Source organism: Paenibacillus sp. FSL H8-0261, from assembly GCF_045040645.1.
Taxonomy (GTDB): Bacteria; Bacillota; Bacilli; order Paenibacillales; family Paenibacillaceae; genus Paenibacillus_AQ.
In genome coordinates this window covers 3,847,434-3,862,845 of sequence record NZ_CP150297.1, presented here as the reverse complement: position 1 = coordinate 3,862,845, position 15,412 = coordinate 3,847,434, and the positions used below count along the sequence as shown (strand labels likewise).

Sequence of the window (15,412 nt, the reverse complement as noted above, 5' to 3'; positions counted from 1 at the left end):
ACGTGGGATAGAAAGGCGAGCAGTATATCAGCGTGAGATACTGATGGACCCTATTCGAATGCAATCATTTATCCAACAAAGTAATGCAGGGAGTCCAAGTAATTTATCAGAGTGGCAAAGATTTCAGATTGAAGATGCATTATCAACATTGAGTCCTCGCGAAAAGGAATGTTATGTATTAGCTTTTGGCAATTGCTACTCGCGTATTCAAATTGCTTATCTTCTTGGAATGAAAAAGGAGAGTGTTAACGAGTATATTGCCCGAGGGCAGGTGGAAGTTGGAAAATCACTTCAAAATAGTTTGTTTTTATGTGATTAAATTGACAACATCTCTTTTGTAACCGATGTATAATTAAGGAATAATTTTCCTATATTTGAATTGATTTCTTCTAGATCTATTTCTATGAACATCATTGCGAGCGCTCGCCTTCAAACGATAGAAATAGAACCTCATCATGAGATTTGATGAAATGGGTATTACTTACTTTTTATCAAAGGAGGCGACAACATTCTAATCGTCTATAATGGAGTTTAATTGGGAGAGGTTGAAATCTGACTAAATGAAAATTAAAGGAGTGGACTTATCTTATGAAACGGTTACTCAATAGGAAATGGTTGATAGCGATTCTGGCACTTGTATTTATTGGATCCGCAGCATCTGCTGCATTTACTCAGACGATGCATGCTGATGGAACGAACCCTAAAGTCATTATAAATGTAAATAGCAATAAAGCATTGGGAGTCAGTGGATGGGATAAACAAGCGGATGGGGCGCTTATCATACAATGGCACTTTAATTGGAATTCCATTGTTAATGATCAAAAATGGTATTTCGAAGATCTAGGAGACGGCTATTATCACATCAGAAACGTAGAAAGCGGAGATTTACTGGAAGTCAGCGAATCTTCTACATCCGATGGTGCTAATGTGATTCAATGGCCGGATAATGGCGGATGGAACCAGCAATGGAAAGTTGTTCCAACCAATCTGGATAGAGGTGACTCGTCGTATATTATCAACCGAGGTAGCGGCAAGTATTTGGATATATCGGGACAATCGACATCCGATGGAGGACAGGCTATCCAGTGGGATTATAATCGCGGCGCCAATCAGCGCTGGTTCATTCCGCCTGCATCGTAACACATATGAAGCTAATGCCACGCCGTTTCTACACATAGAAACGGCGTGGTTTTTTAGATAGAGAAATTCAAGTTGAACATCCGACACGTATAGATAATTATAGATTCGGAATACAAGTGGCGAATACAGTTTTTGAAGACACTCTTTGCTAAATTTCATATCCTCTCTTTATTTGGAATATCGATGTCCGAAGTATAGTCGAGCAAATGCAGCACCGAATGCTCTTGCACTGTTATATAAGGTGTCAAATTAATGTTCATAAATATCCTCCTTATCTAGTGTTGGTGAATCAAATCTATAACAAAGAAATCAATAAAAACAATGAGATTTTTAATTATTTTGAAAGTTGTCACCCGATAGCCACCTATATATAGGAGGAACCTATTAACTATTCGACTCTTATAATGAATGGTGTGTGAAAAACCCACGCCAGCCGATGAGCTCACGGTTAATTGAGCTCGACAATGATATAATAAAGATGTGGTGACCATAGCTGAATATTATTAAACAAAAAACGGAAAGCATCCTCTTAGGTGTGCTGTTCGTTTTTTTTGTTTATGTTATTTCATTAGCAACGACTTTTACATTCAGCTTCAGCAGCATTAACAGCTAATTTGCAAGCTGCTACCGCAATGGGATTACTTAGATTATTGCAAGCATCTCTACCGGCGTTAGCAGCTGCGGAACATAGATCCTCATAGGCTCCCATCAAGCCTACATCAGAAAAAGTAACTTCGACAATATCGCTAATTATTTGGAGATCAGATGGAGATACCTTTTGTTTAACAATGGAATTGTTTAAAGCTGGATTGTTAATGGTCATTATTTTTCATTCTCTTTAAAGTGTTTTGTATATTACAGGATTAAGATGCACTTTGTTTGAAGGGATAATACGCAATTTAAATGTGGATAATTTGTGAGGTTATAAAATACTCTTTAAAATTTTCTTATAACCCCATAATCTAAACCCAAAAAGCTGCAGAGGTGACGGTGAAGTAAGGTACATGGGTAAAGATCCTGAATTGTCGGGGGTGGTGATAATGTAATGCCAAGAGCACGTGATCCAAACCGGGACCGCGCACTAGAGATATGGCGTGAGCACGGTGGGGAAATAACAAACAGGCAGATATCCGAGCAACTGGATATTGATGAAAAGAAGGTAGCCGTCTGAAAGCAGCGTGATAAATGGAGTGTTGTACAACAATCATCAAATAATGTTGTACAACAGCCAAAGGAAAAAAGAGTGTTGTACAACAAAAGAAGCCGAAATCCAATAAACAGAAAAAAGAAGTGGCTCGGGTTGATCCACCTGAAGTAGAAGCTGAGCTAACTGACAAGCAAAGAATGTTTGTCCTTGAATATATGCGAGACTTCAACGCAACTAGAGCGGCCTTAGCTGCCGGTGATTCAAAGAGGGCTGCCTATTCCATAGGATGGGAAAACCTGAGGAAACCTGAAATACAGGCAGAAATCACAAGGTTGAAGGATCAGATGGTTGGTGAGATCGGGTTGAGCGTTCATCGGGTTATAGCCGAGTATCTTAAAATCGCATTTGCTGATACTTCTGATTATGTGGAATTCAGGTCCCAAGAAGAAACAGTTATGAGTGAATATGGTCCAGTGTTAGATAACGAAGGTGATCCAATTACTAGACCAGTAAGCTATATGTGTTTTAAATCCTCAGAAGAGGTCGACGGAACGTTAGTGAGTGACAGGGATTTTTGATAAAGGATTTAAAAGACTATTAAAAAACCTGTTGAAGGAGAGCGTTAAAAAGGGGTGCGCATGGTTGCATGTTTATTTAAGAAGGGAGTGCCCTTTCAGCGATGGCTGTTGAGGCACTCCCTTCTTTTTGAGGATATTCTTGAGCAATAACAAACTGCATTAATTTAGTCGTCTGAATAGGCTTATAGGTTCGCATACAAGGTTGCTATCGGACCGCGATGCAGTTATTGGCCTGAAAAGTACCCAATTATGCTCTAAAGAAGCAACAAGGTTACTGGAGTCCGAAATCCTGCACAAAAGACGATTATTTTGTAAATAACGTCATCTGAGTCCAAAACTCGAAGAAGAGGACTCTCTCCGTTAGTGGAGAAACTAAGTAGACACCAGAAGGGCTGCAATACCAATCGCAAAAAAAATAGCACCTGTGCTCATACCCATGATTCCTCGATTATGTGCATTCTCGTCATACATCATTTTAACTTTTCCAATTAGTAGTGGAGAATAATGTTAGAATATCTTATATATAGATATACAATACTTTCCTGGGAGGAGCACTAATATGCGCATTTTCATATATATAGGACTGGCTTTTTTTGTGATCTCTGGTATATGTGTTGGAGGATTTACGACAGGTACTCAGCAAAGAGGGAATTTTTATTCGGAATCCAAAGAAGACCGTAAAATTAAAAACAAAGTAGCGAAATGGTCTGCTTTAAGAGGGGTTATCTCCTGTGGTATAGCTGGACTAGTATATTTGTTGTGATATTTACCTCACTCAAGTTCAAGAGTGGTAAAGAGTGCAATACATGACTTTTTACAAGAACCTTTAGACCCTTTATGTCTTTGCCATTGAGGTTTTTTATATTTATAGTTCTAGTAAAATGGAATTTAATATGACAGTCACAATTATTCTTATCATTTGACATAATTTTATATTTTTCTTGCAAAGGTATATCTTTCATAGGATAATATGGGTATATTTTCCTAGCAAAAGTTGGAAAAGGATATTATCTGAGAGGAAGTAGAATATTGAAAACAAAGAAACCTTTTTTTAAAAAATGGTGGTTTTGGCTTATTATTGTTTTTGTTGTAATAGGGGTGATTGGATCACAGGGGAATGATAGTGAACCTACAGTATCAAAATCAGAACCAGCAGTGGCAAAGGTAGATGATACTGCAGCAACAGAGAAACCGGTCGAAAAGGAAAAGCCTACCAGCAAGCCTACAGAAGAGCCAAAGGAAACGATGATAACTGAAGTTGGACAAACCATCACAACTAAGAATTTTAAGCTTACAGTTGAATCTCTGGAAAAGCCTAAGGGAAATGATTATGTACAACCATCAGAGGGTAATGAGTTTGTAGAAATCGGAATTATACTTGAGAATATTTCCAGTAAAGATTATATGGTAAGCTCTATGCTAATGTTCAATGCATACCAAGACAGCTTCTCCATAAATGAAGATCTCTTGGCTCATACTTTGGATAGTCAAGTAGGAACAATGGACGGCGCTTTAGCTGCAGGAAAGAAAATTCGTGGCAAACTAGCTTACCAGCTTCCTAAGGATTGGAAAGAACTTGAAATCAATACTGATTTTACGGTTTTAAGTTTTAGTTCAGATGGAGAAATCAAAATCGTTCTTCAAAATAAATAGGATATTTCACATATAAGAGTCTCGCCAAAGCTGGCGGGGCTTTTTTTATTATTAAACCTGATAATCTGCATTTACATAAAGTACCAAACCGATTATATTGAAAGAAAAGCGTAATGGATGAGGGGTGTTATATTTGGCGAAGATTTTTAATGAAAATACAGTTTCATTTAAACAAAAGTTATCTCCGATCCCTGAGTTTGCTTGGCATACGAGTGAGAGGTTAGCTGAGATCGCAAATTCTAAACATCTTGTCTTCGACATAAGATCGCTTGATCCAGATAAGTATTCCTTTCCTTATCATTTTCATAGAAACGCTGAAGAAATATTTGTGATTTTGACGGGAAAAGCGATGTTAAGAACTCCCGAGGGTTTTAGTGAGGTTTCTGAAGGTGATGTACTATTTTTTGAAATAGGACCTGAAGGAGCGCATCAACTTTATAATCATACGGATGCCCCTTGCAAGTATCTTGATCTCCGAACGAACCAGGGCATAGATGTTTGCGAATATCCGGACTCAGGTAAAATCAACATTCTCCCCTATCAAGAAATTTATCAGGCGGATCAACAAGCGGACTATTATAAAGGAGAAGAGCAGGTAAGGGAGAAATGGAACGGAATGGAGGATCACACTTGATTCAAGATCGATGGTTCACAGTCACGAAAATTGATCCAATTACTTATGCAATCAGTGAATATGGACATTGGGAAAAGGTGCACTCTTTTTTGTTGTTAGGGAAAGAACAAGCGGTGTTGATTGATACGGGATTAGGCATCGATAATATAAAAAGAATAACGGATCAGTTAACGGATTTACCTATCGCTGTCATCACTACGCATGTGCATGCAGACCATATAGGCAGTCATGGACAATTTGAGACGATCTATGTTCATAAAGAGGATGAGGATTGGCTAATTAATGGAATACGAGGTTTGACCCTTGCCCAGATCAGAAAAGATATGAGCCGAGATATTACTCTTCCTGTTCCTGAGACATTTGATCCTAATAGGTATACGCCTTATCAAGGGAAACCAACAGCTCTATTGCGAGAGGGAGATGTGCTTAATTTAGGCGGGCGTAGATTAGTAATTTACCACACACCGGGTCATTCGCCAGGTCATATTAGCATCTTTGATCATGCCAACGGGTATCTGTTTACAGGGGATTTGTTGTATGATGTTACGCCAATTTATGCTTTTTATCCCTCTACTAGTCCGGCAGATTTAGTGGCTTCTTTAGAAAAGATTGCGCAAATTCCAAATGTATCTCAAGTATTCGGCTCTCATAATACGTTGGGTCTAGATCCAGCTATTTTGCAAGAGGTTATGAAGGCAGTTCGTGAACTACGTGAACGGGATCTTGTCGCTCATGGTACGGGCATTCACCGATTTAACGGATTTAGTGTGCAATTTTAAAATGAATGTTGGATGCAGCGAAAACGGCCCTCTCAAAAGGACCGTTTTTTTGTCTTTCCTTAAGGTTTTCAAAATTTCTAATTGGGAAAGGTAAAGTGAAGTAATAATAGGCGGAAGGGGGGCATTCATTCGGATACGATCGACCTGAAGAAAGCATGTAATTGTTGGACTTGGGAGTAAGCTTCTTTGTATTGATTATCGGATTGTTGAATGGGCAATAAGCCTGGCAAGAAGGAAATACTATACACAGGTATTTCATTGCTGTTCATGTATATTTTAAGCGTAAGTTCCTCAATAACATCAGCCTCTTCGTCAAAGCTATTAACCACATTAATATCCGCACTTGAAGCAGTTGATTTGCTGTTTTGTTGTCGTTTAGATACTTTTGAAAGGGTTAGTGCGTTAACAACAATCTCTGATCCCATTATATTGTCGAACGAGTATAGCTTTGCTATTGCTTTTTTGCTTGTTTTCGGATTGCTGGTACCTATTGCTATTTTTTTATAAGGTTCATTAAGGGCGATCAAGTGAGATTGATTGGGCGGAATGAATGTTTTGGTGAATATAATATTAAAAGATGAGGTTGCGTTTAACAGCTTAGAAAGTTCAGAAGAAGTAGATAGTTTTTTTAATTCTATAATAACGGCACTTAGAATTAAGACTCCTCCTACAATGGCAAACATATACATTAAGAAAATCAGCATGTAATCACACCTCCAATGATCTCAGTAGAGCAAGATTTATTGCTTATTGAAAGATATGCCTGAATTCTCTCTACTAGTATCTGTTAAGAGCGAAAATCGTGGGAATTTAGGAAACGACTACTGATTAGAAAAGAGAAAGCACCCAGAGATCTGCCGATTTTGCAAGCTGAGTGCAAAATTGGGGCAACTGCTGGAGTGCTTTGTTGAGAGCTTTTTAAAATAAATATGTCAAGATCATAAGAAATTGAAGGCTGTGATTTGATCAGTATAAACAATTAGCTGTTTGTATTCGATCGGAGATTCATAGTGAGTATAGGGTCTTACAGAAACATCATTAAGGACTACAAAGTTATAGCTGAAATTTTTATCGGGATGTTCCGCACCTAAATAAGATATGTATTCATCTACAATGACATCATCCATTAGAGATTTTAAGTCAAAAACATCCTCTTTATTGGAGGTGGAAGGGGAGATGGTCCCTTGAATACTGCCGAATGAGGTGAGTAAATTTACTTTTTTTCCACCCACTTGATCGTTATTTAACAATAAGCCAGAGAGTTTAACAAGTGCATCGACTTTAAAATCGACGAGGGTTCTAATTTTTGAGTTGTTCAAAACGAGACACTTCCTTTCAATTTGAAATCCTGTTAACATTATTCGACATATAACCACATAATTCCTATTAGGTCATCAAAAATACATAAATACAAACACGACCCCTCCATTGAACCATGAGTGAGGCGTGTTTATCTATAGAGATAGATTTAATTCCTGATCGTTACTCGTGTTCCAATCGGTACAATCGCAGCTAGTGCTAACACATCTTCATTGTACATACGAATACAACCGTGGGATACTTCGTGCCCTATGGATGAGGGATCATTATTTCCATGTATCCCATAGTGAGGCTTAGATAGCCCCATCCAAAAGACCCCAAATGGACCACCTGGATCGGGTTGTTTGTTGATGATTGTGAATTCACCGAGTGGTGATTGAGTTAACATTTTACCGATTCCGACTGGGAAGCCCCTGATCACAATGTCGTTATCAAGAAGATAAAGCATACGCTGCGTCAGATCAACTATAATCCGGTAATTTGGCATTGTGCAACACTCCTTTCTAATTAAGATATGAGGAGGATGCCTAAACGGTTATTCATTAAAAATGGTCATTTTAGCCTATGAGAACAAATGTTCTGTAATTGATAAATGGAGTTTGATAACAATAAAAAAGCTATTCTGCATTTGCAGAACAGCTTTTTTAAAAAAATAAAAGAAAGTATATATTTTTACGATATACCCTATCCTTATACTTCTCGTAGAAACGGATACCGTCCTTTAGGACGGTATCCGTTTTCGCTAGGTAGGAGTGCAAACTTAGTGGATATCTCGAAATAATCCGATAACTCTGCCGAGAATGGTTACGCGATTAAGGCGAAGAGGCTCGTACGCCGGATTCTCCGGCTGAAGACGTATATGATCACGTTCTTTATAAAAAGTCTTAACGGTTGCTTCATCTTCTTCGGTCATAGCTACAACGATATCTCCGTTATCAGCCGTTTGTTGTTGACGAACAATAACATAGTCGCCATTCATAATCCCAGCTTCGACCATACTGTCACCTTGAACCGATAACATAAATACTTTGTTATCTCCAACATAGTGAGTTGGAAGCGGGAAGTAGTCTTCAATATTCTCAGTAGCAGTGATAGGAACCCCGGCGGTAACCTTACCTACGACAGGAATGCGAGCGACGGTTTGCGCGAAATGATGGACATTCTCGGAATCCTCTTGGCCAAGCAATTCTATCGCACGAGGCTTCGTTGGATCTCGACGGATAAGTCCCTTCTTCTCTAGCCGATCTAAATGACCGTGAACTGTGGAGCTGGAAGCAAGACCAACAGCTTCTCCAATCTCCCGGACGGAAGGAGGATAACCCTTGCTGCGGACTTCGCTACGTATAAATTCCAGGATCGCCAGCTGGCGACTTGAAATCTTTGACATTGGAATCAACCCCATATAGTAATGTTTGGGAAAATTATAACATAGAACTACCGTTCGCACAAACATAAGTTCTAACTATTATAAATATTAATTCGAAAGAGTTAATAAATGGTAGTCTTGTATTGATTGCGTTTCCTTCATCTAAACGATAAGAGTGATTCTTTATATGAAGAATATGGTAAATATTAACCTCTGAAAAAAAGAGAACAATTGTTCTAAAATAGTATTGAAGAAAACACATGTTCGTGTTATTATAATTTCAAAAGTAAGAACAAGTGTTTGGAGGATGATATTCATGTTAAAATACAGTACATACCGTAGCATCTACGATAAAGCCCCAGTGGTTGAATCTTTAGGACATAATCCTATTACCCGTTATTCAGCTCAGATTAAAGAGATTACAGAGTTTTTGCTTGAAGGCTTGATGCGTTTGTTCCGTAGAGATTTTGTTATTAAACTGACATTGATCATCGTGCTCGTACTATCAGGACTTACAGTAGTAGGTAATGTATTTGCAGGATCTACTACTTTAATGAAGGATGAGAAGCGCGTAGTGGTTGAACGTGGAGATACACTTTGGAGTATTGCTCTTGAGAATAAACCTTCTGATATGAAAACGGCTGTATATATAGAAGGAATTAAAAAATTCAATGGCATTAAAGGTAGTCAGATTAATGCTGGAGATATTCTCACTTTACCTATATATTAATATTCTAAGAACATAATAAGAAGACATGAAGAGCTTGCAGGGAGTAAACCTTGACAAGCTCTTTTTCTCATGGCAGAGTTAGAATTAATTTATAAGGGGAGGGAAAGTTTTGAATATTGATGAGTTGGTCGCGCGTATTAACGAATTGGCACGCAAACAGAAGAGCGTAGGCCTTAATCAAGAGGAAACGGCGGAACGCGCCAAGCTTCGTGAAATTTATTTGGGGAATATTCGCAATAACTTCCGAGCACAATTGAATACGATTGAATTGGTCGATAATGATGAGCATGAACAAGGTAACAAGGGGCGTAAGCATTAACACCCTGTTCCTTTTCATAGATATTACTGGATGACTAGGGGGAACGCATATGGCCCGTTCTTGGGAAAGAATGGTTCAACGCAACACGCAGCAAATTAATAAGCAAAGAAAGAAACAGGGGAAGGAAACGATTTACGCATCTAAATCTAAATCTCCTGGTAAGAACAGCGAAACCTTTAAAGGCCGTAACATTGCATTTCCAGTAGTGTTATTAGTGCTTGGTACTATGTTTTGGATGATTGGTTCAGTGGACCAGGCCAAAGGTAATGGTATGCTTATGAATTGGCTAGGAGTCGTTTTGTACTACTTACTAGCGGCACTTTTGTTCTTCCGACGTCCGTACTTGAAGGTAGAGAATGCTAGACTATCTACTATAAAATTCAACCGCGAACGGTATCTGCCAGCTTCTGATATTGAGAAAATCATCCTTTCGCGTGGAGCTGTTGTAATTAAGCATAAAGGCAAACGCACGAAATGGATTTTTACCAGACTTATGAATCGTTATGATACACATGCGATGGGGACTCGACTGGAAGCATTCGCAAAAGCTCACCAAATTGAAGTAGTTCACGAATAGAAATTAACCAGCCATGGGAGAGGGAGACCTGTAATGCCAATTTCCGCCGTACTATTTGACCTTGATGATACACTGCTCTGGGATGATCGGAGCGTTAATGAAGCATTTCGTTCTGCATGTGAAGCCGCTGGGGATACGATTGATCCACAAGAACTGGAACTTGCGGTGCGTAAAGAAGCCATTGGACTATATGAATCCTACGAAACGAACCCGTTTACAAAGATGATTGGGATTAATCCGTTTGAAGCACTTTGGGGGAACTTTACTGCAGGTGAACAGCCGGAATTCCGTCAATTGGAGCAGCTTGCACCGGGGTATCGTAAAGAGGCATGGCGTCGTGGTCTTGCAGTACTTGGTGTAGAGGACGAAGTTCTTGCTGAGACATTAGCAGCCAAATTCGCAGCAGAGCGTAGAAATCGACCTTACATCTATGAAGAAACGATTCAGGTGCTTGAAGAACTGAAGGGGAAAGTGAAGCTATTGCTTCTGACTAATGGATGCCCTGCATTGCAACAAGAGAAACTAGATGGCGTACCTGAAATCGTTCCTTTCTTTGATCACATCGTGATTTCTGGAAGCTTCGGAAAAGGAAAGCCGGATAAGGAAATTTTTCTGCATGCCCTAGAACTTTTAGATATTGCACCTGAGCAAGGGGTTATGGTCGGAGATAAGCTTACAACGGATATTCGTGGTGGGCTGGCAACAGGTTTGACTACAGTTTGGATTAATAGAAAAGGCAAACAGCCAGATCCGGAAATTCAGCCGGATTATGAAATCAAACATCTTGGAGAGCTTCTTTCATTAGTCCAATCTTTATAAAATTTCATTCATTTAAGCTTAAAGAAGGCAGTGAGTTCCTAGGTATCTAGGAGACTTGCTGTCTTTTTTATATCTACATCATATTTAGTATGATAGATGAGATTTACTAGTATATGATTTAAGTCACAAGAGTTTAGCTGAATTGATGCGAAATACTGAAAAACCAATAATAATGTGTATAATAGATGGAGAATGTATAACATGAATTGGTAGATTCTTAGTAATCAATTCGACTGGGAGGAATCTAAATGAAGATTTCAAGAACAATAGTTCCTTTATTATTAGGTGCAACACTTTTAGTATTGGGAGGATGTTCATCAGACCAAACTAAACATTCTGGCGTACATAATATGAATATGAACATGGACATGTCTATGGAACCTATCAAGGTCGAGTTACATTGGAATCCTGAAGAGGTTGTTGTAAATCAGAAGGTGACCTTTGAAGCAGTGGTGACGCAAGACAACTTGGCAGTAGATGATGCGAAAGAGGTTCTGTTCGAAATTGTGAGTAAAGATGATAGTGAACAGAAAATTGAATTTAAAGGGAAGCTAGTCAGTGATGGAATCTATCAAGCAGAGGGAACACTAACGAAAGAAGGACAATATATTGTTACATCACACGTAACTGCTAGAACTCAACATTCTATGCCTAATAAAGAACTCTCTGTAAAACCATAATTAAAAGAATAGCAATTCCTATGATTACAGATAATGCAGAGTGGAAAGGAAGGCTTTTCGAAATTCCTTTATTCTGCTAAACTTACTCTAATGTTTTACTGGGGGGACTATACGTTGGCTAAATATACACTTGAGGAAAGCTTACAACAAAGAATATTAATTCTAGATGGTGCAATGGGCACAATGATCCAACAGGTGCCTCTGACAGGTGAGGATTTTGGTGGGGAAGAATTGGACGGCTGTAATGAAATGCTAGTATTAACTCGTCCAGAAGTAATTCAGACGATTCATGAGCAGTATCTAGAAGCAGGTGCTGATCTCATTGAAACGAATACATTTGGTGCAACGTCTGTTGTACTTGCTGAATATGATATTCCGCAGCGGGCTCGTGAAATTAATCTGGTTGCAGCAAAACTAGCCCGTAATGCCGTTGATAAATATGATACACCAGATCGTCCCCGCTATGTCGTAGGTGCGATGGGTCCTACAACAAAGACACTCTCTGTTACAGGAGGCGTCACTTTCCAAGAGCTCGTTGATAGCTACGAGGAACAGGCAGTGGCATTGATTGATGGTCAAGTAGATGCGTTATTGCTAGAGACCTCTCAGGATACGCTGAACGTGAAAGCTGGAAGTATAGGTATTCGAAATGCATTTGAGAAGACGGGTATCAAACTGCCAGTGATGATTTCGGGAACAATAGAGCCGATGGGTACCACACTTGCCGGTCAGAACATTGAAGCATTCTATATTTCTTTAGAACATCTGAAGCCTATCTCTATAGGTCTGAACTGTGCGACGGGTCCAGAGTTCATGCGTGATCATATTCGTTCACTTTCTGCAATCTCTTCAGCGGCTGTGAGTTGTTATCCGAACGCTGGACTGCCAGATGAGAATGGGCATTATCATGAATCTCCTGATTCTCTTGCGCGTAAAATTGCTGCGTTTGCAGAAAAGGGATGGCTTAACATTGCGGGAGGTTGTTGCGGAACGACACCGGAACATATCCGTGCTATGTCGGAGGCACTTTCACAATTCTCTCCACGTCCGCTTGCAGGAAATCATCCGCCGGCACTTTCTGGGATTGAACCTATTTATATTGAGAACGACAACCGTCCATACATGGTTGGTGAACGTACGAATGTATTAGGATCGCGTAAGTTTAAACGTCTTATCGTCGAAGGTAAATATGAGGAAGCCTCAGAAATTGCCCGTGCACAGGTGAAGAGTGGTGCTCAAGTTATCGACGTCTGCGTGCAAGATCCGGACCGTGATGAGATTGAAGATATTAAGCTGTTTCTAGAATTAGTTGTAAAAAAGGTTAAAGTTCCTTTGATGATCGATACTACCGATCCGAAGGTTATTGATCTGGCGTTACAGTACTGTCAAGGTAAGGCGATAATTAACTCCATTAACCTTGAAGATGGTGAAGAAAAATTTGAGCTGGTCACTCCATTGATTCATAAGTATGGCGCAGCTATCGTAGTGGGTACGATTGATGAGACAGGACAAGCAATCAAGGCTACGGACAAACTGGAAGTTGCCAAACGTTCCTACGACTTACTAGTGAACAAATACGGATTAGCTGGAGAAGACCTTATTTTCGACACGCTTGTGTTCCCTGTAGGAACCGGGGATGAACAATATATTGGCTCTGCTAAAGAAACTATTGATGGGATTCGTCTAATCAAAGAAGCACTTCCAGGTGTTCATACGATCTTGGGGATCAGCAACGTTTCCTTTGGATTACCGGAAGCAGGACGTGAAGTGCTGAATTCAGTATTCCTCTATGAGTGCACTAAGGCTGGATTGGATTATGCGATCGTAAATACCGAGAAGGTAGAACGTTATGCGTCTATTCCTGCTGAAGACCGTCGTCTTGCGGAGGAATTAATTTATAATACGAATGACGACACGCTTGCTGCTTTTGTAGCCGCCTTCCGAGGGAAAAAGGTTGAGAAAAAAGAGAAAATTTCTAACCTGTCACTAGAAGAGCGTCTGGCTTCATATGTAGTTGAAGGCACCAAAGAAGGACTTATTCCAGACCTTAATGAGGCGCTTACCAAATCAGGACCTTTGGAGATTATCAATGGCCCGCTAATGGCCGGGATGTCAGAGGTTGGACGGCTGTTTAATAACAATGAGTTGATTGTTGCTGAGGTGCTGCAAAGCGCTGAAGTGATGAAGGCTTCTGTTGGTCATTTAGAGCAGTTTATGAAGAAGGATGAGACATCGGTAAAAGGTAAGATCATGCTGGCAACTGTAAAAGGCGACGTGCATGATATAGGTAAGAATCTGGTGGAGATCATCTTATCCAATAATGGTTATCAGATCATTAATTTGGGTATAAAAGTACCACCTGAGACCATTATCGAAGCGTTTCGTCGTGAAAAAGCCGATGCGATCGGATTGTCTGGACTACTCGTAAAATCGGCACAGCAGATGGTGCTGACTGCGCAAGACCTACGCACGGCTGGGATTGATGTGCCTATTATGGTAGGTGGTGCTGCCTTGACCCGCAAGTTCACCAAAACACGTATCCGGCCGGAATATGATGGACTGGTATTATATGCTAAGGATGCTATGGATGGACTCGATATTGCTAATCGGCTTATGAATCCTGTTGAACGGGAGAAAATTGCCGAGGAAATTCGAGTGGAAGCAGAATCCGCAGTGGCAGTTGCTCCTAAGCAAGAGCTTCCTACGCTGACTAGAGCTGTACGCTCCAAAATTTCTCCAGATGCACCTGTATTTGTTCCACCCGATTTAGAGCGCCATGTCATTCGTAATTATCCATTGGGGCATATTATCCCTTATGTGAACATGCAAATGCTGCTCGGTCACCATCTGGGGCTACGAGGTTCTGTAGAGGCGCAATTAGCTGCTGGTGATGAGCGGACTGTGGAGTTGAAAGGTACTGTCGATGACATTCTACATCAAGCGATGCTGGAAGGTACGATTACTCCTCATGCGATGTATCAATTCTTTCCGGCACAATCAAGTGGTAACGATATTATCGTGTATAATCCACAGAATTCAGCCGAGATTCTGCATACCTTTACTTTCCCAAGACAAGGTGTTGAGCCTTATCTCTGTCTAGCGGACTTTTTGAAGTCGGTCGACAGTGGAATGATGGACTATGTTGGATTCCTCGTGGTAACAGCGGGACACGGTGTTCGTGAGCTCTCTACAGCCCTTAAGGATAATGGCGATTATTTACGCTCACATGCGTTACAATCTGTAGCGCTGGAAGTAGCAGAAGGATTAGCGGAGCGTGTTCATCACATGATGCGTGATACATGGGGCTTCCCAGATCCTGCAGATATGACCATGAAACAAAGACATGGGGCAAGATATCAAGGGATTCGTGTATCCTTTGGTTATCCTGCATGCCCAGATCTGGAAGATCAGGGACCACTATTTAAACTATTATCCCCAGAGGATATCGGTGTTCACCTTACAGAAGGCTTTATGATGGAGCCTGAGGCTTCCGTTTCGGCGATGGTATTCGCTCATCCAGAAGCGCAGTATTTTAATGTAGAGAAGCTGTAATTCTTTCATTTATACACCCGGTCTGTAGGGGGATTGTATCCCTTTCAGCGGAACCTCCCGTAACTGGGGGGTTTTTTGCTGGAAGAAGGACGTTTAGAATAGATAAGAGATTGTTCAG

Annotated in this window: 19 protein-coding genes; 14 read left to right on the top strand and 5 right to left on the bottom strand. The window is 40.2% G+C overall.

Annotation, left to right across the window (positions count from 1 at the left end):
• Positions 1-58: 58 nt before the first annotated feature.
• Positions 59-319: a sigma factor-like helix-turn-helix DNA-binding protein gene (locus tag MHI27_RS17130; RefSeq protein ID WP_341061004.1), complete on the top strand. Its 261-nt coding sequence runs from the start codon at positions 59-61 to the stop codon at positions 317-319.
• Between the two features lie 269 nt (positions 320-588).
• Positions 589-1,140: an RICIN domain-containing protein gene (locus MHI27_RS17125; protein ID WP_405174272.1), complete on the top strand. Its 552-nt coding sequence runs from the start codon at positions 589-591 to the stop codon at positions 1,138-1,140.
• A 568-nt stretch (positions 1,141-1,708) separates the two neighbouring features.
• On the opposite strand, the gene MHI27_RS17120 is transcribed toward MHI27_RS17125, so the two are convergent.
• Positions 1,709-1,963: a hypothetical protein gene (locus MHI27_RS17120; RefSeq protein WP_076298761.1), complete on the bottom strand. Its 255-nt coding sequence runs from the start codon at positions 1,961-1,963 to the stop codon at positions 1,709-1,711.
• A gap of 222 nt (positions 1,964-2,185) precedes the next feature.
• On the opposite strand from MHI27_RS17120, the gene MHI27_RS17115 reads away from it, so the two are divergent.
• The 6 genes from MHI27_RS17115 (at position 2,186) to MHI27_RS17090 (ending at position 5,931) form a co-directional block, all read left to right on the top strand.
• A complete protein-coding gene (locus MHI27_RS17115; RefSeq protein WP_405174271.1) occupies positions 2,186-2,311 on the top strand; it encodes a phage terminase small subunit-related protein in 126 nt (41 codons plus the stop codon).
• A 119-nt stretch (positions 2,312-2,430) separates the two neighbouring features.
• On the top strand, positions 2,431-2,865 hold the full coding sequence (locus tag MHI27_RS17110) for a terminase small subunit (RefSeq protein ID WP_405174270.1): 435 nt from the start codon (positions 2,431-2,433) through the stop codon (positions 2,863-2,865).
• A 559-nt stretch (positions 2,866-3,424) separates the two neighbouring features.
• A complete protein-coding gene (locus MHI27_RS17105) occupies positions 3,425-3,628 on the top strand; it encodes a DUF5316 family protein (RefSeq protein WP_405174269.1) in 204 nt (67 codons plus the stop codon).
• Positions 3,629-3,894: 266 nt separating this feature from the next.
• Entirely contained in the window at positions 3,895-4,518 is a 624-nt protein-coding gene (locus tag MHI27_RS17100) for a DUF4352 domain-containing protein (RefSeq protein WP_076298757.1), read from the top strand.
• Between the two features lie 133 nt (positions 4,519-4,651).
• The gene (locus MHI27_RS17095; RefSeq protein WP_052404320.1) at positions 4,652-5,152 is read left to right on the top strand and encodes a cupin domain-containing protein; all 501 of its coding nucleotides are present in this window, start codon (positions 4,652-4,654) and stop codon (positions 5,150-5,152) included.
• Positions 5,149-5,931 (top strand): MBL fold metallo-hydrolase, encoded by a 783-nt coding sequence (locus tag MHI27_RS17090; protein WP_371916508.1) that lies wholly within the window; start codon positions 5,149-5,151, stop codon positions 5,929-5,931. The genes MHI27_RS17095 and MHI27_RS17090 overlap by 4 nt, the downstream gene beginning before the upstream one ends.
• A gap of 125 nt (positions 5,932-6,056) precedes the next feature.
• Here the strand turns inward: MHI27_RS17090 and MHI27_RS17085 are convergent, their stop codons facing one another.
• From MHI27_RS17085 to lexA, 4 genes are all read right to left on the bottom strand, one after another.
• A complete protein-coding gene (locus MHI27_RS17085) occupies positions 6,057-6,635 on the bottom strand; it encodes a hypothetical protein (RefSeq protein WP_076298755.1) in 579 nt (192 codons plus the stop codon).
• 234 nt (positions 6,636-6,869) lie between these two features.
• Positions 6,870-7,250, bottom strand: coding sequence for a hypothetical protein (locus MHI27_RS17080; protein ID WP_405174268.1), 381 nt, complete (start codon positions 7,248-7,250; stop codon positions 6,870-6,872).
• 149 nt (positions 7,251-7,399) lie between these two features.
• Positions 7,400-7,738 carry a L,D-transpeptidase gene (locus MHI27_RS17075; RefSeq protein ID WP_042188851.1) on the bottom strand — a complete coding sequence of 113 codons (339 nt, stop codon included), beginning with the start codon at positions 7,736-7,738 and terminating at the stop codon, positions 7,400-7,402.
• A 273-nt stretch (positions 7,739-8,011) separates the two neighbouring features.
• Positions 8,012-8,638 (bottom strand): transcriptional repressor LexA, encoded by a 627-nt coding sequence (lexA, locus tag MHI27_RS17070; RefSeq protein WP_042188849.1) that lies wholly within the window; start codon positions 8,636-8,638, stop codon positions 8,012-8,014.
• 295 nt (positions 8,639-8,933) lie between these two features.
• On the opposite strand from lexA, the gene MHI27_RS17065 reads away from it, so the two are divergent.
• The 6 genes from MHI27_RS17065 to metH all read left to right on the top strand — a co-directional run bounded on the left by MHI27_RS17065 (position 8,934) and on the right by metH (position 15,294).
• Positions 8,934-9,347 carry a LysM peptidoglycan-binding domain-containing protein gene (locus tag MHI27_RS17065; protein WP_405174267.1) on the top strand — a complete coding sequence of 138 codons (414 nt, stop codon included), beginning with the start codon at positions 8,934-8,936 and terminating at the stop codon, positions 9,345-9,347.
• Between the two features lie 109 nt (positions 9,348-9,456).
• Positions 9,457-9,666 carry a DUF896 domain-containing protein gene (locus tag MHI27_RS17060; RefSeq protein ID WP_042188845.1) on the top strand — a complete coding sequence of 70 codons (210 nt, stop codon included), beginning with the start codon at positions 9,457-9,459 and terminating at the stop codon, positions 9,664-9,666.
• 49 nt (positions 9,667-9,715) lie between these two features.
• On the top strand, positions 9,716-10,243 hold the full coding sequence (locus MHI27_RS17055; RefSeq protein ID WP_339241616.1) for a hypothetical protein: 528 nt from the start codon (positions 9,716-9,718) through the stop codon (positions 10,241-10,243).
• A 33-nt stretch (positions 10,244-10,276) separates the two neighbouring features.
• Positions 10,277-11,062: an HAD family hydrolase gene (locus tag MHI27_RS17050; protein ID WP_405174266.1), complete on the top strand. Its 786-nt coding sequence runs from the start codon at positions 10,277-10,279 to the stop codon at positions 11,060-11,062.
• A gap of 248 nt (positions 11,063-11,310) precedes the next feature.
• The gene (locus MHI27_RS17045; protein WP_052404319.1) at positions 11,311-11,742 is read left to right on the top strand and encodes a FixH family protein; all 432 of its coding nucleotides are present in this window, start codon (positions 11,311-11,313) and stop codon (positions 11,740-11,742) included.
• A gap of 174 nt (positions 11,743-11,916) precedes the next feature.
• The gene (metH, locus tag MHI27_RS17040) at positions 11,917-15,294 is read left to right on the top strand and encodes a methionine synthase (RefSeq protein ID WP_405176759.1); all 3,378 of its coding nucleotides are present in this window, start codon (positions 11,917-11,919) and stop codon (positions 15,292-15,294) included.
• Positions 15,295-15,412: the final 118 nt, after the last annotated feature.

Bases quoted from the DNA above. Each gene is read 5' to 3' on its own strand.
- MHI27_RS17065 (WP_405174267.1), top strand. From the start codon at position 8,934: ATGTTAAAATACAGTACATACCGTAGCATCTACGATAAAGCCCCAGTG.
- MHI27_RS17130 (WP_341061004.1), top strand. From the start codon at position 59: ATGCAATCATTTATCCAACAAAGTAATGCAGGGAGTCCAAGTAATTTA.
- MHI27_RS17120 (WP_076298761.1), bottom strand. From the start codon at position 1,963: ATGACCATTAACAATCCAGCTTTAAACAATTCCATTGTTAAACAAAAG.
- MHI27_RS17115 (WP_405174271.1), top strand. From the start codon at position 2,186: ATGCCAAGAGCACGTGATCCAAACCGGGACCGCGCACTAGAGATATGG.
- MHI27_RS17085 (WP_076298755.1), bottom strand. From the start codon at position 6,635: ATGCTGATTTTCTTAATGTATATGTTTGCCATTGTAGGAGGAGTCTTA.
- MHI27_RS17055 (WP_339241616.1), top strand. From the start codon at position 9,716: ATGGCCCGTTCTTGGGAAAGAATGGTTCAACGCAACACGCAGCAAATT.
- MHI27_RS17050 (WP_405174266.1), top strand. From the start codon at position 10,277: ATGCCAATTTCCGCCGTACTATTTGACCTTGATGATACACTGCTCTGG.
- MHI27_RS17125 (WP_405174272.1), top strand. From the start codon at position 589: ATGAAACGGTTACTCAATAGGAAATGGTTGATAGCGATTCTGGCACTT.
- lexA (WP_042188849.1), bottom strand. From the start codon at position 8,638: ATGTCAAAGATTTCAAGTCGCCAGCTGGCGATCCTGGAATTTATACGT.
- MHI27_RS17045 (WP_052404319.1), top strand. From the start codon at position 11,311: ATGAAGATTTCAAGAACAATAGTTCCTTTATTATTAGGTGCAACACTT.
- MHI27_RS17075 (WP_042188851.1), bottom strand. From the start codon at position 7,738: ATGCCAAATTACCGGATTATAGTTGATCTGACGCAGCGTATGCTTTAT.
- metH (WP_405176759.1), top strand. From the start codon at position 11,917: ATGGGCACAATGATCCAACAGGTGCCTCTGACAGGTGAGGATTTTGGT.
- MHI27_RS17105 (WP_405174269.1), top strand. From the start codon at position 3,425: ATGCGCATTTTCATATATATAGGACTGGCTTTTTTTGTGATCTCTGGT.